Source organism: Larkinella insperata (genome assembly GCF_026248825.1).
GTDB classification, from domain to species: Bacteria; Bacteroidota; Bacteroidia; order Cytophagales; family Spirosomataceae; genus Larkinella; species Larkinella insperata.
Window position 1 is genome coordinate 6058397 of record NZ_CP110973.1, and the last position, 18607, is coordinate 6077003.

At 52.4% G+C, this 18607-nt stretch carries 21 protein-coding genes and 1 tRNA gene; 11 read left to right on the plus strand and 11 right to left on the minus strand.

The window, feature by feature from the left end; translation table 11 throughout:
• Positions 1–35 precede the first annotated feature (35 nt).
• Positions 36–506, plus strand: coding sequence for an FKBP-type peptidyl-prolyl cis-trans isomerase (locus tag OQ371_RS24370; RefSeq protein ID WP_265991033.1), 471 nt, complete (start codon positions 36–38; stop codon positions 504–506).
• 98 nt (positions 507–604) lie between these two features.
• Positions 605–1198, plus strand: a complete 594-nt coding sequence (locus OQ371_RS24375; protein WP_265991034.1) for a hypothetical protein — start codon at positions 605–607, stop codon at positions 1196–1198.
• Between the two features lie 122 nt (positions 1199–1320).
• On the opposite strand, the gene OQ371_RS24380 is transcribed toward OQ371_RS24375, so the two are convergent.
• Positions 1321–2061, minus strand: a complete 741-nt coding sequence (locus OQ371_RS24380; RefSeq protein WP_265991036.1) for an EcsC family protein — start codon at positions 2059–2061, stop codon at positions 1321–1323.
• Between the two features lie 20 nt (positions 2062–2081).
• A complete protein-coding gene (locus OQ371_RS24385; RefSeq protein WP_265991037.1) occupies positions 2082–3527 on the minus strand; it encodes a hypothetical protein in 1446 nt (481 codons plus the stop codon).
• Between the two features lie 94 nt (positions 3528–3621).
• On the opposite strand from OQ371_RS24385, the gene OQ371_RS24390 reads away from it, so the two are divergent.
• Entirely contained in the window at positions 3622–4302 is a 681-nt protein-coding gene (locus tag OQ371_RS24390; RefSeq protein ID WP_265991039.1) for a murein L,D-transpeptidase catalytic domain family protein, read from the plus strand.
• Between the two features lie 4 nt (positions 4303–4306).
• On the opposite strand, the gene OQ371_RS24395 is transcribed toward OQ371_RS24390, so the two are convergent.
• Both OQ371_RS24395 and OQ371_RS24400 read right to left on the minus strand, forming a co-directional pair.
• Complete coding sequence (locus OQ371_RS24395; RefSeq protein ID WP_265991041.1) at positions 4307–5515, minus strand: L,D-transpeptidase family protein; 1209 nt, start codon at positions 5513–5515, stop codon at positions 4307–4309.
• Positions 5516–5773: 258 nt separating this feature from the next.
• Positions 5774–6736 (minus strand): MBL fold metallo-hydrolase, encoded by a 963-nt coding sequence (locus OQ371_RS24400; protein WP_265991043.1) that lies wholly within the window; start codon positions 6734–6736, stop codon positions 5774–5776.
• Positions 6737–6973: 237 nt separating this feature from the next.
• Here OQ371_RS24400 and OQ371_RS24405 point away from each other — a divergent pair, with 237 nt between their 5' ends.
• Positions 6974–7273 (plus strand): hypothetical protein, encoded by a 300-nt coding sequence (locus OQ371_RS24405; protein WP_265991044.1) that lies wholly within the window; start codon positions 6974–6976, stop codon positions 7271–7273.
• On the opposite strand, the gene OQ371_RS24410 is transcribed toward OQ371_RS24405, so the two are convergent.
• Positions 7270–8022: a DeoR/GlpR family DNA-binding transcription regulator gene (locus OQ371_RS24410; protein ID WP_265991045.1), complete on the minus strand. Its 753-nt coding sequence runs from the start codon at positions 8020–8022 to the stop codon at positions 7270–7272. The genes OQ371_RS24405 and OQ371_RS24410 overlap by 4 nt on opposite strands.
• A gap of 65 nt (positions 8023–8087) precedes the next feature.
• Here OQ371_RS24410 and nudK point away from each other — a divergent pair, with 65 nt between their 5' ends.
• From nudK to OQ371_RS24430, 4 genes are all read left to right on the plus strand, one after another.
• On the plus strand, positions 8088–8669 hold the full coding sequence (gene nudK / locus OQ371_RS24415) for a GDP-mannose pyrophosphatase NudK (RefSeq protein WP_265991047.1): 582 nt from the start codon (positions 8088–8090) through the stop codon (positions 8667–8669).
• A 546-nt stretch (positions 8670–9215) separates the two neighbouring features.
• On the plus strand, positions 9216–9479 hold the full coding sequence (locus OQ371_RS24420) for a hypothetical protein (RefSeq protein WP_265991049.1): 264 nt from the start codon (positions 9216–9218) through the stop codon (positions 9477–9479).
• Between the two features lie 178 nt (positions 9480–9657).
• Positions 9658–11790 (plus strand): Tex family protein, encoded by a 2133-nt coding sequence (locus OQ371_RS24425; protein WP_265991051.1) that lies wholly within the window; start codon positions 9658–9660, stop codon positions 11788–11790.
• A 114-nt stretch (positions 11791–11904) separates the two neighbouring features.
• A complete protein-coding gene (locus OQ371_RS24430) occupies positions 11905–12474 on the plus strand; it encodes a C40 family peptidase (protein ID WP_265991053.1) in 570 nt (189 codons plus the stop codon).
• Here the strand turns inward: OQ371_RS24430 and OQ371_RS24435 are convergent.
• From OQ371_RS24435 to OQ371_RS24460, 6 genes are all read right to left on the minus strand, one after another.
• On the minus strand, positions 12471–13064 hold the full coding sequence (locus tag OQ371_RS24435) for an NUDIX hydrolase (protein WP_265991055.1): 594 nt from the start codon (positions 13062–13064) through the stop codon (positions 12471–12473). The two genes, OQ371_RS24430 and OQ371_RS24435, sit on opposite strands and share 4 nt — an antisense overlap.
• 77 nt (positions 13065–13141) lie before the next feature.
• Entirely contained in the window at positions 13142–13822 is a 681-nt protein-coding gene (locus tag OQ371_RS24440) for a ClpP family protease (protein WP_265991056.1), read from the minus strand.
• Positions 13823–13939: 117 nt separating this feature from the next.
• The gene (locus tag OQ371_RS24445) at positions 13940–14158 is read right to left on the minus strand and encodes a hypothetical protein (RefSeq protein ID WP_265991058.1); all 219 of its coding nucleotides are present in this window, start codon (positions 14156–14158) and stop codon (positions 13940–13942) included.
• A 5-nt stretch (positions 14159–14163) separates the two neighbouring features.
• Positions 14164–14721, minus strand: coding sequence for an RNA polymerase sigma factor (locus tag OQ371_RS24450; RefSeq protein WP_265991060.1), 558 nt, complete (start codon positions 14719–14721; stop codon positions 14164–14166).
• 124 nt (positions 14722–14845) lie between these two features.
• A tRNA-Ala gene (locus OQ371_RS24455) sits at positions 14846–14922 on the minus strand.
• Between the two features lie 94 nt (positions 14923–15016).
• Positions 15017–15502, minus strand: a complete 486-nt coding sequence (locus OQ371_RS24460; RefSeq protein WP_265991061.1) for a DUF3299 domain-containing protein — start codon at positions 15500–15502, stop codon at positions 15017–15019.
• A 296-nt stretch (positions 15503–15798) separates the two neighbouring features.
• Between OQ371_RS24460 and OQ371_RS24465 the strand changes: the two genes are divergently transcribed.
• The 3 genes from OQ371_RS24465 to OQ371_RS24475 all read left to right on the plus strand — a co-directional run bounded on the left by OQ371_RS24465 (position 15799) and on the right by OQ371_RS24475 (position 18598).
• Positions 15799–17196: a sensor histidine kinase gene (locus OQ371_RS24465; protein ID WP_265991063.1), complete on the plus strand. Its 1398-nt coding sequence runs from the start codon at positions 15799–15801 to the stop codon at positions 17194–17196.
• Positions 17168–17821, plus strand: coding sequence for a response regulator transcription factor (locus OQ371_RS24470; protein WP_510186336.1), 654 nt, complete (start codon positions 17168–17170; stop codon positions 17819–17821). The genes OQ371_RS24465 and OQ371_RS24470 overlap by 29 nt, the downstream gene beginning before the upstream one ends.
• A 141-nt stretch (positions 17822–17962) precedes the next feature.
• Positions 17963–18598, plus strand: coding sequence for a peroxiredoxin (locus tag OQ371_RS24475; protein ID WP_111627664.1), 636 nt, complete (start codon positions 17963–17965; stop codon positions 18596–18598).
• Positions 18599–18607 lie beyond the last annotated feature (9 nt).

An 18607-nucleotide genomic window follows, 5' to 3' on the forward strand; every position in this document is an offset into this window, starting at 1 on the left:
AGTGTCACCTTTGTTCTTTATCCAATTTCATTACCATGCAAATTTCAAAACACAAAGTTGCCGGCATTCACTACACCCTGCGCGACAACGACGGCAATGTTCTCGATTCCAGCGAAGGACGCGATCCACTATATTATCTACACGGTGAGGGCAACCTCATCCCGGGCATGGAAAACGGTCTGGACGGTAAAGCGCCCGGCGATAAATTCCAGATTAAGGTTGCGCCCGAAGAAGGCTACGGCGTCCGCGACCCGCAAATGATTCAGGACGTTCCCAAAAGCGCATTCGGCGGTCAACCCGTGCAGGTGGGTATGCAGTTTCAAACCAATCAGGGCCAGGTTGTAACGGTTACGGAAGTTGGAGCCGATCAGGTAACGATCGATGCCAACCACCCGCTGGCCGGTCAGGAGCTGAACTTCGACGTGGAAGTTGTCGAAGTCCGGGAGGCAACCCAGGAAGAAGTTATGCATAAACACGTACACGGACCCGGTGGTCACCACCATTAATCTGTGCCCAAAACCGTTGGTCGGTCCCTGCTTTTTTCTACCTTTAAGGCGGAAGACGGGTGACCAGCCAACGGCCCCTTATCCTTCCCCTATAACCCATGAAAAAGTTTACGCTGCTGCTTCTGGCCGGTTGCTGCGCCACGTCGGTGTTTGCCCAAACTACGGCCCCTACCCCCGATCTTCAGATCAAAACGGCTGTTCTGGCCGCTCCAGCCGACAAACGAGACGGCGCGACCGTTTACGGGTATTCCGGCAAAAATGAATTTATTATCCTGCGCAAAGGCACCAATGAATACGTCTGCCTGGCGGATGACCCCGCCCAAAAAGGCTTGAGTGTATCGTGTTACCACAAGGATCTGGAACCGTTTATGGCCCGCGGCCGGGAGTTGAAAAAGCAGGGAAAATCCGCGGGTGAGGTCATGAAAATTCGGGAAGAAGAAGAAAAAGCCGGCAAGTGGAAAATGCCCAAGCAACCCTCGACACTGTTTGTTTATTCGGCGCCGGATTCCAGCTTCAATGCCACCACAGGTGATGTTAAAAATGGCTATCTGCGCTACGTGGTGTACATTCCCTACGCCACCGCCGAAAGCACTGGCCTGCCGCTAAAACCCGAATCGCCGGGTATGCCCTGGATTATGGATCCCGGCACCCACCGCGCCCACATCATGATCAATCCTCCGGCCGGAAAATAATGCCTCTGGCCTAGCCCATAAAGCAAACCGGGGAAGACTCCATCCGTTCTCTTCCCCTGCTTACGACGTTTGCTTATCTACCAATTTCGATTGGCCCGGTTCCACTCTGGCGTCTTTTTCGGTTACTTCATTTCCAATTCCCGCGACTCGGCCCACCGCATCCGGTAGGCATTCATGGCGGTTTTGCCGAGGGCATCGAGCAGCCGGTAATTGACCACAAGCCCAACGGCGGCCCCGATGCCGGGCACCAGCTGGGCCATTTTAGCCAGGTCAATGTAGTCCCGGTACTCCTGCTGAAACGTGCGCCAGTCGAACTGGTTGATATCTTCAGGCAAAAGCTGGCTCTTGACCTGCCAGTTGGTCATTTGCTCATACACCGCCTGCCGCCGTTCCTGGCTCGAAAACGCGAGCTGGAAGATGTGCATGATGTAAAGGCGCTCCTTGTATTCGTTGATGGGATACCCGTAAATGGCCGCAATTTCGAAGAGCAACTTCATTTTCAGGGCGAGCAGAATCGGAAAATCGGCCAGACCGAGAAGAATGCCGCCGGCGCCGGTCACGCCCCCCTCTGCAGCTCCGGCGGTTTTGTAGAAGGCGATCCGGGCCCGAGCACGGTCTTCGCGCTCTTCCAGAGAAAGGTGATGCAACACGGGCTGACGGGTCAGGAATTCGGCCCCAAACAACACGGCCCGCGTCATTTGCTTAATGGCGGCTGTAATAGCCTGGTGAATCTTCTCGGGGATGATGCGATTCATCCGGACCTGCAGATTTTTAGAAAGCCGGTTGAACATTGATGGCCGACGCATCATTTTCTGACGCCAGGTGGTTAATTCGCGCACAACAGCGTCTTCGTAGGGAGACATGGTTAATTCTGGTTTTGGCATTAGCGCGGCCCCTGCCGCCGGGTGGTTTGCCGCACCCCCGCACCCATTTTGGCGTTATTCGAGACTTTGTTATAGCCTTCAAACGTTGAATTCTCGACGGTTGTGTTGTAAGAGTCGAGACTCAGTTGAATGGCGGTTCTCGTGCTGTCCGTGGTAATAAACCGGCTTCCGTCCGTGATCCGGCTCTGTTTGATGCGCGCACCCACAATTCCGCTGTTAATAAACTGGCTGTTCTTAACCAGCAATTCGGTAAGCTGGCCGTTGTAATACCGGATGTTGCCCCCCCGGAACGTCGCCCCGTTGACCGTAATCCGGCGCGACCCGGAGTTTTCGTAACTAATGTACGCATCTTTATCAAACTCACAACCGGGCCCGATTAGGGTTTCTTCGTTCGTGGACGCACTTCCTCCGTAATTGGCAAACGAGTTGCGGGCCACGGTATTAACGGTTTTTACCCTGGTGAGCGTCACCGGTCCGCTAAACGTCAGGGCACCGTCGGTATCAGTAGCCTCCAGCCCTTTGCCGCAGTTTCGGGCGGTAAAATTCGTAACCACGATGCGGTACTGATGGTGCAGTCCTTTGATGGCATTCACGCATTGTTCGGCTTCTCCATTCAGGATGGTGGCTTTCACCCGCTCCGAAATTCCGAATCCAACGCGAAAGCCAGTGGCCCGGCAGTGATTCCAGGTCACCCGGTGATCCGAATCGGGTTGTTCTCCCTCAGACCAGAACCCGGCATACGGGCTCGTACCTTTGGTGCTGCGGGCTACGCAGAAGTTAAATACCGTACCGGGAGCATTATCACTGTCGAAGGCATCACCCACACAGTCGGTGACGGTACAGAATTCAAAACGGGTATTCCTGGCGTACCCACCGGCAATAAACGGCGATTTGCCCCCAACGTCGTGGTACCGTTTCTGTCCGGTAGCCCGGCAGTTGCGAAACACGTTGCGATCCGATGCTGCCTTCTTTCCGCCCCCGTTCAGCAGTTCATTTTCCACAACAAACGTCGAGGCATCTGCATTTGAAATGGCCACCCGGTCGGCCCCGCTGCCTGTGCAGCCGCCGAAGTATATACCGCCTTCAATGGGGCTTTTGTCGCAGTCGATGCTCAGGTCCCGGATAAATACGCCCCGCTGCTGGTTCGCCCAGAAGGCGTACCCGCGCTGTGTATTTCGGATGATGACGGTTCGTCCAATACCGGCTCCCTGAATGCTAATTGAGGACCCCGTTATTTCAACCGGCCCCTGCACAAACCGTCCAGCCGGGTATTTTAAGGTACCACCGCCCCGTTTTTTCAAGTCCGCAATGGCCCGGTTAGCCGCTGGTGTCAATTCGGTTTCACCCGGTTTTTTATAGGTTAAAATCGAAACAACGGGCAGTCCAAAAGCCACTGATCCCCAAAACATTAGGATCACAAACGGCATGAAAATTGTTCGAGTCATGCAGAAATTAATTTTGATTAACGAATTTTTACCCCTCGATTGGCGTTAACTACCTACATCCCTTTTTACATAGTAGACACACTTTCAACGTTTTATGAAAAAAGCGCTGTTATTCATTTTTGCCATTCTGCCCCTTAGCCTTGCTAGTATCGGTACAACCGTCAAGCACACTTCCCACTCAACTCTCAACCGAACGAGCCTCTGGTCGGGCGTTTACGACGACCTGAAACTAGACAGCAACGGGCTCCGCAGAGAAGTATTTGAGTATGCACTCCGCGGGCTTCAGAAAACCAATTTTCCTAAATCTGTGCTCAGCATCGTCGATCTGAGCCAGCCCTCCAGCAAAAAGCGGCTCTACGTGATCGATCTTGATACGCGTCGGCTGCTGTTTCAAACGTACGTGGCCCACGGCCGTAACTCGGGCGAGTTGATGGCGGCTACGTTTTCTAATACTCATTCTTCTTATCAATCCAGCCTCGGGTTTTATCAAACGCTCGGCACCTACCAGGGAAAACACGGTTTATCGCTTCAATTGAAGGGTCTGGAGCGGGGTTTCAATGACAACGCTTTCAGCCGCGCCATTGTGATACACGGAGCCGATTATGTCTGCGAAGATTTTATCCGGCGGACCGGTCGGCTGGGTCGCAGTCAGGGCTGCCCGGCGGTTGAAAATGCCCTCAGTAAAGACATTATTCAGGCCATCAAAGGCGGCTCGTGCCTGTTTGTCTTTTCGCCCAACAAAAACTACTTACAGAAATCATCATTTCTGCTTTGATGAATTAGATCGGTCGGCCACCGTCTAACCCGTACACATCTTTATAACCCCGCAGATTGCCGCTCTCATCAACGTCGACCCGGTTGTAAACCACGAATACCGGGAAGGGCTTGGGTAGCTTCAGCGTCTGCGGTTTCTGATCGACCATGCAGCGGTTCATAAACCCTTCGTCGAGTACGGGTTTTTCCATCAGGTAATTGGCCAGCTCAACGGGTTTCTGCACCCGCATACAACCGTGGCTCCGCCAGCGGTCGGAGGTCTGGTCGAACAGGTCACGGGCGTTGGTGTCGTGCAGGTAGATGGCACCGGGGCCGGTCAGGTTAAACTTAATCAGACCCAGTGAATTGCTGCAACCGGACGCCTGCCGGAACCGGTATGGGAAGTTTTCCGCGGAAAGAGAGGCCCAGTCAATCTCGTAAGGATCTACGACCTGTTCTTTGGCGTCCAGCACTTCCATGTTCTGATTTTCCAGATACTGCACGTTTGCCTGTACTTTGGGCAGAATTTCCTTGATGCCAATTCCGCGCGGCACATTCCAGTACGGATACGTAATAATATCCGTCAGGTACGTAGTGAAAAACGGCGTTTTGGAATCTCTTTTACCGGCTATTACGTCCATCGGCAGCAGGCATTTGCCACTCCGGTCGTAGATGTTTAACTGAGCCGCCGGAATATTCACCACCAGGAACCGGTCAAACTCGAAGCGGTTTAAATACCGGTAGAAATTCAGCGTCTGCCGAACATACTTGGCCGTATCGTAAACGCCGGCTTTCCGCAGACGGGTGTAGTGGTTGACCAGGGTGGTATAATGCCCAAAAACTGACGTCTTTTTCAGCGAATCCAGCGCCGACCGCCCTTCGTCTTTTTTCAGCATGGCAATCGCCCATACCGTATCAATTTTCTCGGGCAGTTTGGTGTAAGTAATCCGCGACGGTTTGAGTCCGTACCGCAGTTCCAGCAGCAGGCCGGTGAACTTTTCGCCAAACTCTTTTTTCGTATCGTTGACCTGAAAAGAATACCGGTTGGTATCAATCCCGACCGAGTCGGCCGCCCGGCATAATTGCCGCATCACCACCTCGGCCTGCTCGCGGTTCCAGCCCTCCGCCGGAACGTCATTCTTGTTTAAAACTCCAAAATGCTTCAGCGCAAACCATCCCACAAGCAAAACAACTACGGCGCTGGCAACTAGTATGATAATATTACGGCGTTCCATGATTCAAAACTCACATAGGTTGTACTTACTTTATCTAAAACGATCAGGAAGCCGTTGCTGTTTGAAAAAACTCGGTTTTTGACGATTGAAGTATAAACTCATTGTAACTAATAAGCTTTACCTGGTCGCTTCAATGACCCCATCAGAAGCCTAACCAAACCGAGCAGAATGATGATCGGGCGTTTATTAGCGCAACCCGATTGGCACAAAAAAGCCCCGGAATCACTGACTCCGGGGCTTTCACGCACGCTCTAAACCTTACTTTTTCCGACTGCTTCCAACCAAGTATAAAACCGTTCCGACGATGAATCCGATACCGATGGCCCGGGCCACGTGGTACGAAACCGGGGGCGGCATGTCGACAATGCCCTGCTCATCGGTGTGGGCGGGCTGTTTAACATACCGACCGCCTTTGGGAACTTCTCTATTTTCGAAATTGTGAATCAGGTCTTCCAGTAATTGCGGCAACTGGATTCCCCGGATTGCTTTACCGTGCCCCGTTCCGGCGGCCGTTGGATTCAGCGCGGCCAGTTCCTGAATTGAGCGTTTGGAGGCTACCCAGTCAAAGGTAAAATAAGCCGGCGGGCCGTGCAGTTCCTCTTTTTGAGTCATCACCGCGAACGCCGAATTTTGGTTGGTGTTTGTAAACGCATCACCCGCAATCAGAGACCGGTCACTTTCGCGGAACAGCGAAACATGGCCCGGTGCGTGGCCCGGCGTGTGAATCACCCGCCAGCCGGGTAATTCCGGAATGGTCCCATCTGCGGGAAACGGGCGCACCTGATCACCAAAATCGTAAGGGCTGTTCGGAAACATCCACGATAGATACGCCATGGCACCCCCGCCCACTGCCGGATCCGGTGGCGGATAGTGCGATTTTCCCTGCAGATACGGCAATTCCAGTGGATGTGCATAGATCGGAACATCGCCCCATTCTTTCAGCAGGCTTTCCAGGGATCCAGCGTGATCGAAGTGACCATGTGTCAGCACAATGGCTTGTGGGGGGTTGTTTTCACCGAACAGTTCACGGGCTTTTTGACGAATCGGGTCCGCTCCGCTCGGCGTTCCGGCATCAACCAGAACCCACTTGCCGCCCTGTTGGGCTTCTCCGACAAAGTACACATTCACAAAAATGTTCTTGATTCCGCGCACGTCTTCCGCGACATCGTACGGCCCCAGTTCAACACTGGTACCCGGCTTTGCTGTCATTTGGCTTTCCATACCCTGTTTTTGGTTTGTTTCCTGATTAACTGCAATGTTTCCGGATTGTTGGTGTTCGTTGCGAGTTTAAAGGCTATGGTCTACGGTTGTCTATGGGTATTTTGGGGAAGCAACGGTAATTAAAATCAAGGGTGTCTGCGATCCGCCACCGGGGTTCTGTGCAGTCCTAAAGTAGAAAGCAAATTAGTACCTGGTTGCAAAAATTAGTATCTTTACGGCCGAAAACCGCCGTCGAGAATGCGAGTTCTGAAAGTGACTAAATACAGCCCGATTCTGCACGAACTGCGGGCTTCGTGGGGTGTGCTTCAGGCCGGAAAATATCTTCTGACTGAGTCTATGCAAAATCAGGCCCCACACGAAGACTTTTTCGCCTACCAAAACGCCGTTGCTGAAATCGGGCGAATCGAGCGGAAACTTGATATTTTATTCGATGAAATCCAGGCCGTTGAATTGCTGCACCAGGCCGCTATCCTGATCGGAAACTACGAAGATTTGTCGGACCGTAAACGCTCGGGCGACAGCTCCCCCCTGAACTAATTCATTACCCGGACCCCCCGCTCACGGTATAATGCCAGCACTTCCGGCCGGGCATCCGGGTCCGTCACCAGCGTATGAATCAGACTGAGCGGGGCAAACTGCACGTACTTTTCTTTTTCCAGCTTCGTAGAGTCGCACAGCAGAAAGGTTTCTTCCGCCTGGGCCGCCATCGCCAGTGTCATCCCGGCTTCGGTTTCGCTGTGAGCCGACAACCCGTTGGCCGCCGAAATACCGTCTACTCCCAGAAACGCCTTTTGAGCACGGTAACGGGCGATGTGTTCGTGCGCCATCAGACCGTGAACGGCCTGCCGCTTCGCATCGACCTCCCCACCCACCAGATTAACCGTTACATCTGACGACATCAACTCATTCACCACCGGCAACGAGTTGGTCACTACCTGGATGCGTTTGTTGCGGATAAACGGGCACAGCCGGAACACCGTACTCCCGCAATCCATAAAAATAACGTCTCCCTCCTGAATCTGCTGGGCCGCCAGCCGGCAGATGTGATCTTTGTTTTCGGAATTAACGGCGGTTTTATTGACAAACTGCACCGGGTTATTCGCTAGACTGACTTTCATAGCGCCCCCGTGGGTGCGATAAATCAGGCCGTCGCTCGCCAGCAACGTTAAATCCCGGCGAACGGTGATTTCCGATGTTTGCAACAACTCGGCCAGTTCCTTCACATCAATGGATCCCTTCTCATCGACCGTTTGTAAAATAATCCGCTTTCTGTTTGGGAAATTCATGGCGTTGTAGTTCATTTGTTCGATCAAAACTAATCAACAATAATCAAAAACAAACAAATACTACCATGAATAATGAACGGGTACAATTGGTAAGAGAAGAAGTCTTGTCTGACAACTGGTATATCCTACGGAAGGTCACCTTTAATTACCAGCGAAAAAATGGAATTTGGGAAACGCAGTCGCGGGAAGCGTACGACCGCGGCAACGGCGCTACCATCCTGCTGCACAACCCGGAAAAAAATACCGTTATCCTGACGCGGCAGTTTCGGATGCCTACCTACGTCAACGGTAACAGCAGCGGTTTACTGATTGAAGCCTGCGCGGGTTTGTTGGATAATGACAATCCAGAAGATGCCATTCGTCGGGAAACCGAAGAAGAAACCGGCTTCGTGGTGACCAACATCCGGAAAGTTTTTGAAGCTTACATGAGCCCGGGATCGGTAACCGAGAAGCTTTACTTTTTTACCGCCGACTATTCGGATTCTACCGAGAAGCGGACCGGGGGCGGCATTGAGGAAGAAGAGATTGATGTGCTGGAACTGCCCCTGCCGCAGGCCATGCAGATGATTGCTCAAGGGGAAATCGTGGATGGCAAAACCATCATGCTGCTTCAGCACCTCTGCTTGCAGCAGTTTCAGGCTGCATAAAAAATTCGGCCCCACCTCCCTTCTCACAGGCTTTGCACTGGAGAATGGGGCCAATGTTCAAGTATACGGTGAAAAACGGAATCGGATAGCAACTAAATAAAACTACGTCTCGCATTTCGGCGAATCACCGGCGGCAAACCGCTCAAGTAGAAATCATCGATCGGCTGATTCCAGACTTGCTTGAAACGCTCTTCCAGCGCCCTGCTATCAGGCTGCTTAGTCTTGGTATCTTTCAATTTGTATAACTCATCTCCCATTAAACACGAGAGCAAAAAGAACGAATCGTAATGCATGGCGGTAGGATGATTTTATATTACAAAGTACGGACCGCCCGATTAAAATCGTATGTAATCCAAATTAAACCGGACTTAAATTGCCCTTGAATAGGTCAACACGGATTAAAATGAAATTAAACCCGGTTTAACCCCTGTTGACATATTTCACCCAAAAATACCAACTGTCCGTCGGAAGATGGAGCAGTATGCCAATTCAAAAAATGGTTTTGCGTAAAAAGTTGTTATACGGTTAGAAACCAACTGTTGCACCATGACAACGCTGACTGAAACCTACACGGATATGCTCCGGTCGCTGATTGCGCTCCGGAAATACGTCAAGATTTTTTATACAACCGACCTAAATGAATTGCTCTCGGTGACTTCAATCATGACGGAGTTGCAGTCGGGCCCCGACGGCGATTTTGTCCGGCTGACGTCGGGCCAGTTAATCCGCACCGACCGCCTGGTGAACGTAAACGGGGTATACGCCCCGGGCCACGAAGAATACGAGAGTTGTCTGGATTGCCGGATCTAAGGCGGATTCAAACCGTCAGACACCGGTTCTACTCCAAAAATCAGGCTGTATGGCCTGATTTTTTTTGTCCGCTGAGGCAGAAACAGATACGGCGCCCGGTTGACATTTCTCATTATTTTATATTGACAAACCAGCCTTTCCTGTTTTTTTTGTGGCTCAAATTCAGTAAACCGAATACATGAGCTCATCCCATGAATCTGGTAATGTGCCCGCGCGCATTGCGGCATTGCTCAGTCTGACCGCCCGGCAGGTCGCCAATACCGTTCAATTACTCGATGAGGGCGCAACCGTTCCCTTCATCGCCCGGTACCGCAAAGAGGCCACTTCACAACTGGATGAAGTCCAGATTGGCGCCATCAAAGATACGTATCAAAAGCTGCTGGAACTCGACAAACGCCGGGACGCGATCCTGAAATCCGTTGGAGATCAGGGCAAGCTCACCGTCGAACTTCGTCAGAAAATCGAAGCCGCCGACTCGCTGACCGAACTGGAAGATTTGTATTTGCCCTACAAACCCAAACGGAAAACGCGAGCCACCATCGCCGTTGAAAAAGGATTGGAACCACTGGCCAAGCTTATTTTCAGCCAGCGCGAAAACACCATCGAACGAAAAGCCGCTACGTACCTGAACGATCAGGTTGGCAGTGTGGAAGAGGCCCTACAGGGAGCCCGCGACATCATGGCCGAGTGGATCAGCGAAAACGCCGACGCCCGCCAGCGCATCCGGAATCTGTTCGAGCGGGAAGCCATTATCCGGTCGGTGGTGAAGAAAGATAAGGCGACGGTCGGGATTAAGTACAAAGACTATTTTGATTTTGCCGAACCGCTCCGCCGGGTTCCCTCCCACCGGTTGCTGGCCATCCGGCGCGGAGAAGCCGAGGGCATTTTGTCAGTCAGTATTTCGCCCGACGAAGATGCCGCCCTCGACCGGCTCGACCGGCAGTTTCTGCGTTCGGGTTCGTCGGAAAGCATCGATCAAGTGGCCATTGCCATCAAGGACAGCTACAAACGCCTGATCAAACCGTCCATTGAAACCGAATTCGACAACGTATCCAAAAACAAAGCCGATCAGGAAGCCATCAAGATATTTGCCGACAACCTCCGCCAGTTGCTGCTCTCGCCCCCGCTGGGTCAGAAACGGGTGCTGGCCATCGACCCGGGTTTCCGAACCGGCTGCAAAGTGGTTTGTCTCGATGCGCAGGGTAATTTGCGGGCCAACGACGTGATTTATCCGGACATGCGTCGGGATCAGGCGCAGCAAACGTTGCTGAAGCTGGTTTCCCAACACCAGATTGAAGCCATCACAATTGGAAACGGGACCGCCGGACGCGAAACGGAAGAGTTTGTCCGCAGCCTGGATTTTGGAAAAACCGTTCCGGTGTTCATGGTCAGCGAGCAGGGTGCTTCCATTTATTCGGCCTCGGAAGTGGCCCGTCAGGAGTTCCCGAATCACGACGTGACTGTTCGGGGGGCGGTTTCCATTGGTCGAAGGTTGATGGATCCGCTGGCCGAACTGGTCAAAATTGACCCCAAATCCATCGGTGTGGGGCAATACCAGCACGACGTTGATCAGACGGAACTAAAAAGCAGCCTGGACCGGGTGGTGGAAAGCTGCGTGAACCAGGTGGGCGTCTCGCTCAACACGGCCAGCAGCCACCTGCTGCGCTATGTATCTGGCCTGGGGCCGCAACTGGCCACTAACATTGTGGAATTCCGGGCTCAGAACGGACCGTTCCAATCGCGCGACCAGTTGAAGAAAGTCCCCCGGCTGGGCAACAAAGCCTACGAACAGTGTGCCGGTTTTCTGCGGATTGATGCGGGCAAAAACCCGCTTGATAACAGCGCCGTTCACCCGGAAAGCTACCCGGTGGTGGAGCGCATGGCCCGCGATCTGAGCTGCACGGTTGCGGATTTGATAAAAAAAGCTGACCTCCGCAAGCAGATTAAGCCCGAACAGTACGTTACCGAAACAGTGGGTCTGCCCACGTTGCGCGATATTCTGGCCGAACTCGAGAAGCCGGGTCGTGATCCTCGCGAAATGCTGACGGTTTTTGCGTACGACGAGCGGGTGCGCAAACCGGAGGACCTGCGCGAGGGCATGCAGCTGCCCGGCATTGTTACCAACGTGACGGCTTTCGGCGCGTTTGTCGATATTGGCGTCAAGCAGGACGGGCTGGTGCATATTTCGCAGCTCTCCAATCAATACGTCACGGACCCGCGGCAGGTTGTCAGCGTTCATCAGAAAGTACAGGTGAAGGTGCTGGAAGTGGATTTGCAGCGCAAGCGGATTGCCTTGACGATGAAATTTTGATAGCTTGACCTGCGCATTACGACGCCGGAAGGAATCGGTTCACCCTGGGCTTCTTTCTTCCGGTGTCGTGCTAACTGGACCGTAACCATTCATGCAAAACAACAGAACCCTATAATGAAGACCTTACTACGCCCTTTCTGGCCTGCTGCTCTTCTGGTGTTGACCTTATCGTCCTGTTCTTTTTTTAAGACCTCTCACTATACCCCGCCCGCCCAGCGGAGAACTCCGGTAGCCAATCGCAAGCCGGCCGTATCAAAACCGCTGAAAACCGTCGATACGCGTACTTACCAGAAAGGCTACGTTCCCCAGGTCGTTAAAATTGCCCGGACGTACACCGGAACCCCCTACCGGCTGGGTGGCAATACCTCGTCGGGCATCGATTGCTCGGGCCTGATATTTGCCGCTTTCAACACCGTGGGTCTGCAAATGCCGCGTGTTTCCTGGCAGCAGGCCGAAGTAGGTTTCGAAGTAGAAGTTCCGCAAATTCAGGCGGGAGATCTGCTGTTTTTTGTACCCGATGACGGAAAATCCGGTTACGTCTCGCACACCGGCATTGTCACGGAGGTACTTGGTCCGAACAACATCCGGTTCATTCACGCATCGTCCTCCCGCGGGGTTCGGGAAGACAACCTGTTTTCCAATTATTTCAAGGGCCGGTTTGTCAAAGCCGTGCGTCCGTTTTAACCGTTGTTTTGCAGAAAAGCCGCGGCCATTTCGAGCGTCTTCAGATACGAATACTGCGGTGGTGTGTAATACAGCGAATTTTTCCCGGACCGGAATTCTTCCAGAAGGGTAGCCAGCGAAACGAACTGCAACGCGGCTACCTCGTCGGGTTGCATCACAAACTGGTCGATCGTCCGGTCGGTCTGGAACAGATACACCGCAGCGTGCTCCCGATCGTACAACGAAACCGCTTCGTCGATTGCCACCACGTCTACATTGCCCAGGTAATGAAGTTCGGTTTCCTGGGGCCGTACGCCAATCTCCTCCTCCACTTCCCGAATGGCGCACTGTTCGTAGGTCTCGCCCGGATCGAGGTGACCGCCCACGCACACATCCCAGAAATTCGGCAGGTAGCGCTTATCCGGATGACGCAGGCTCAGCAAGACCTCGTTTTGGTGATTCAGGACAACGATTTCGGAAGTACGGTGCCAGTCGCCGTCGCGGTGGGCATCGGTTTTCGGTTTGGTGAAGCCCAGTGGTTGATTTTGGGCATCGAAGATTTCCAGTAAGTCCATAAAAAAAAGCCGCATGGCTGCGGCTGTTATGTTCATCAACGTGGTTTCAACGCAGCACGGCAAAGATGGCCGTTTTTGCGCATGTGTTCCTACTGGTTTGCCAAAAATTGCGTTCAGACCCGCTGCAACACGTCGTCGATAAACCCGTATTGCCGGGCCTCCTCGGCTTTCATCCAGTAGTCGCGGTCGGCATTGCGCTCCAGTTCCTCGACCGACCGGCCGGTATGACGCGCCATAATTTCGTACAGTTCCTGCCGTAAAATCACAATCTGGCGGGCCGTGATTTCAATATCGACCGACTGCCCCTGAGCCCCTCCGTGCGGCTGGTGGATCATCACGCGGGCGTGCGGCAAAGCCGAACGTTTGCCGGGCGCTCCGGCGCAGAGCAGAACCGCCCCAAAGGAAAGCGCCACACTCGTACAAATGGTTGCAACGTCGGGCCGAACGTACTGCATGGTATCGTAGATGCCCAGACCGGCATAAACCGATCCGCCCGGGCTGTTGATGTACAGCAGAATATCTTTTTTGGGGTCGGCCGATTCCAGAAACAACAACTGCGCAATGATGACATTGGCAATCTTATCGTCGACGGCGGTGCCGAGGAAAACGATCCGGTCGGCCATGAGCCGGGAAAACACATCGACCTCCCGGAAGTTCATGGGCCGCTCTTCAATGACAGCCCGGGTCATGTTTTCAATCTGGTGCAGGTAACGGTCTACCGTCAGGCCGTTCAGGTGCTGCCCGCGCACGGCAAATTTACGAAACTCACGTCGGCTACGTTCGGGATAATACATGATGTAAGAAGGGGTTACGAATGAAAGTTTGGCAAGGGCAATACTGTACCACCCGGCTTCCGGAAGCCGCAATGGAAAGAAGGCAAACTATAAGGTGGGGTATTTTACCGGACCGACTTAGCCGAATAACCGGACGTATATGAAATCCAGTTCGTGACGAAGTTGCTGCCGCCCGGCCAGCCGTAACGCCTGATACGCCCGTTTCTGAGCTGCCAGTTTTTGCTGCCAGTCCTGATCCCAGAGTAACCGAACAGACACCTCAAGCTGCTGTTCTTCGCTCAGGCTACCCTGCAGGTACGCTTCCAGCAATTGTACTTCTTCCAGTTCGGGGCGCATGGCGGTCAGGGTTTGAAATTCTCGATGGACAGATGGCCGACGGCTTTCCGGAGCCGCTCCAGGCACTTGTACTTCTGGACGGTCGCCGATCGAACGGTGCGGTACCCCTGCTGCGTGGCAATTTGCTCGAGTCGCTGGCCGAAGTAGTAGAAACCAACCAGGATAGCTTGACAGGTTTCGCCCAATTGCTCCACAAACGTCAAAAGCTTTAGCGGAGCGGGTTCCTCTTCCCCACCGGACGGCTCCCCGGCGATCTCGGCCTGACTTTCGGTCAACGGCTGCTGCCGCCCCCGTTTTTCGAGTTCCTGCCGCCAGAGGTTCTTGCAAATACCCATCAGGTAGGTACTCACGGAGGCCGTCAGCGTCAGTTGTTCCTGCACCATCTTTTCGTAAAACAGGATCATGGCTTCGTGAAAGATGTCCTTCGCGTCGTCGGTTGTCCCGCCCCGTTCTCTCACGTAATGCCGTACCATCGGAAACGTTTGGGCGTAAATCCGTTCCAATGTTCGCTCCCGGTCGGTTAAGAGGGCGACGTTCATCGACAAACTCTGAGTTGCATTCATACGCTTTTTAACGGTTTATCGGCATTACGCTCACGTATCACCCAAGGGTACGAAAAAAATTTGCAGCAAAAGCCGTAAAACAAAGAAGCCCCAAATCTATCGGATTTGGGGCTTCTGCGAAATCTGGTGGAGATAGTCGGATTCGAACCGACGGCCTCTACAATGCCATTGTAGCGCTCTAGCCAACTGAGCTATACCCCCTTTTTTTCGTGGTGCAAAGATCAGAAAAATCTGAAATAATGCAAGGGGGCCTGAAAAGATTTCGTTTAGCCAGAAAAAACTTTTTACGAATTCCTTATTGCGCCACCATTTCGGCATCGGCAATGATGTAATTCAGTTCGTAGATGTTATCGGCGTTCAACTTGAGTGTACCCCGGAACGTCCGGCGTTCATCCGTCTTGAACTTCATCCCCGGCTTTTTAAACTTGAGTGATACCACCGACTCCGGCCCGGCTCCTCCGCAGAAGAAGCACGCGCTGTAGGGAAAGGCGGAAAGAACATATGTATTCGACTCAATGTCAACCGGAAGCACGTATCCCGTCAGCTCCACCGGCTTGCCACTCAGCTTCTGGATTCCGGCGCCGAAGGTTGGATACAGCATGTACACCGATTCTTCCGGATACCATTTTTTCTTAAAAGTCACATCGCGCAAGGTCTCCCAGGACAGTTTAACCGGCTCGGCAACCGTCGTGACCGGACGCTCACCCACTTCGCTGGACGGGGTAAACGATGCGAAAGTCAACAGTCCTAAAAGAGCGATGAAGCAGCTAGTTTTTTTCATGATCAGGCCGTGTTCAGATAAACACAAATCTACGTCGTTTTACGGTTTAAAAACAACACTATTTACGGTTTGGTTCGGGTTTTCAGACTCATAAATTACGAAGTTAAAGGTGTGTTCCTTTAATTTTCACAAATTTTGTTACCTTTACCTTAATCAACGTTCGTTGCATCATATAAACTGTGTCGGAAGTAGATAACGTTATACCCCAGACCACTCAGCCTTCGGCCCGCCATTTCAACCGTTTATTCCTGATAACACTGGTGTTTATTGCCGTGTTAATAACGGTGGCCGAGGTTGTGACTCAGCTTCAAACCCGACGCGAAGCCGAACGGGTTATGATCATCGGAATGGCTTCGGCCCAGCGCCACCACAGCCAGCGCATTGTCAATAAGATCCTGCAACTCAGTCGTCCCAGCGAACACGCTCGTTTTCAAAGCAATCTGACCGAAATCAAGACGCTGTTTTCGGAGTTTGAAACCAACCACCTGCACATCGAACAGGGAACGGTGCCGGGCTACCCAATTATGGTGCAGAACAGCGACAGCGTCAAAATTCGCTTCCAGTTTCTGAAACCGTATTATTTCGGGTTCCGGGAGTCGGTGCAGCGCGTGATTCAGGAAGCCGAACAGGTCAATAGTCCCGAGGAGTTTACGTCCAAAGTCGACCTGACCGCCTTGCTGGCCAACGAAACACCGTTTCTGGAAAATATGGACGCGGTGGTGCAGCAATACACCCGCGAAACGCTCGCTAATGTAGACACCACCCGCCTGATCGAGTTTACCATTTACCTCTTCACGCTGCTGGCACTGGTGTTTGCCGGTTGGTATATTTTGCGGCCCGCAATCAATAAATTTGAAGCGGTTATCGTTCAACTAGTTGAAGCAGAGACCCGGACGGCTACCACCAACCGGAAACTGCTCTCGCTGAACCGGGCCCTGAAAGAAACCCGTCAGCAACTCTTCGATGCCACTCGCCAGCAATACCAGCAGCAGATGGACGAACAAAAACTTCGGACCTCGTATCTGGTTGCTGGTCAGGAAGAAGAACGAAAGCGGCTTTCCCGCGAACTGCACGACGGTATTGGTCAAATGCTGACAGCTATTAAATTGCAGGTCGAAAGCTTTGAGCGCAGCCTGAACGGCAAGGAAAAAGAGATTAAAAGTTTTGTCGTACTGAAAGACCTGATCGCCCAGACCATTCAGGAAACCCGCAACGTATCAAACAACCTGATGCCAACGGTTTTGAGTGATTTTGGGCTGATCCCGGCGGTAAAAATGCTGGCCGATTCGCACGATAAAAACAGCAAGACAGACATTACTTTTCACACAAATTTGTCCAATGTTCGTCTGGACAAAAGCGTAGAGATTGGCGTTTACCGCATTGCGCAGGAAGCCGTGAGCAACGCGCTCCGTCACGCTGAGCCCACTCAGATAACCATTGATTTATTCGAAAAAGATAATTACTTGCATTTGATTGTCAACGACGATGGCAAAGGGTTCCGGATTCACCGCAGCCGGAAAGAAGACACCAAACGACCGTCGCAGGGCATTCACAACATGCACGAACGAGCCGCCCTGATCAACGGCAAATTCAAGATTTCCTCTGCGCCCGACAAGGGCACTAAAGTCCAGGTAAGTATACCTTTTAAACTTGTACAGCAAGAATATGAGTACACTAAAGTTAATGCTGGTTGATGACCATTCCATCGTCAGAAACGGAATTCGCTCCCTCCTCGAGCAAAATGAAGAATTTGAGATTATCGACGAAGCCGGTGACGGTGAAGAGGCCCTTGAAAAACTGAAGACGCAGCAACCGGACGTGGTGTTGATGGACATTTCGCTGCCCGGCATGTCGGGAATTCAGACGACCCAGATCATCTCACGGCTGTACAAGAACATCAAAACGCTGATGCTTTCGATGCACAACAACGAAGATTACATTCTTCGTTCGGTGGAAGCCGGTGCCTTCGGTTACATTCTGAAAGACTCCTCGAGCGACGAAATGATGAAAGCGCTCCGAACCATTGCCAGTGGCGAAAAATACTTTAGCTCGCCCGTAGCCACGATTATTCTCAACGGCTACATGCACCAGTTGAAGAAAACGGAACGCACCAGCAAAGTCCGGCGCTCGAAGCTTTCGAAGAAGGAAAAAGAGATTCTGCAGTTCCTTGTAGATGGCATGAGCAGCCGCGAAATTGCCGAAAAACTGCAGCTTTCGGTTCGCACCGTCGACAACCACCGCGCCAACATGATGCGCCGTCTTCAGGTGAAAAATGCCGCCGAGTTGGTTAAAATGGCCGTTGAAGAAAAATTGATCTGAAAAACTATTTCGGGCCACGGTAGTGTTATACCGTCGCAGTCTTTTTAAACACATGCAGTGTTTTGCACAAGTTTTATACATTTTTGTAACAAAGACTATAGCATAAGTATAGTATTGTACTTTAACCAAACGAATTTACGTATGGCACTCCGATTAGGTGACATTGCTCCGGATTTCACCGCTGAAACCACCGAGGGCACCATCAATTTCCACGAATGGCTGGGCAATTCCTGGGGAATGATCTTTTCCCACCCCGCCGATTTTACCCCCGTATGCACGACCGAGCTGGGTCGAACGGCTCAATTAAAAGATGAGTTCGAAAAGCGCGGGGTTAAGGTCATAGCGGTCAGCGTTGATCCGCTCGATTCCCACCGGGAGTGGGTGAAAGACATCAACGAGACCCAGAACACCACGGTCGATTTTCCGCTGATTGCCGACCACGACCGTAAAGTGGCCGAACTCTACGACATGATTCACCCCAATGCGTCGGAAAAAGCGACCGTTCGCTCGGTGTTCATCATTGGTCCCGATAAAAAAATCAAACTGACGCTGACATACCCGGCTTCGACGGGCCGCAACTTCTTCGAAATCCTGCGGGTCATCGATTCGCTGCAACTGACGGCCAATTACCAGGTGGCTACCCCCGCCGACTGGCAGGAAGGCCAGGATGTGATTGTCGTACCGGCCGTCAGCACCGAGGACGCCGTGAAGAAATTCCCAAAAGGCGTCAACATCGTAAAGCCGTATCTGCGGACCACTCCGCAACCCAATAAATAAGGTTTCGGC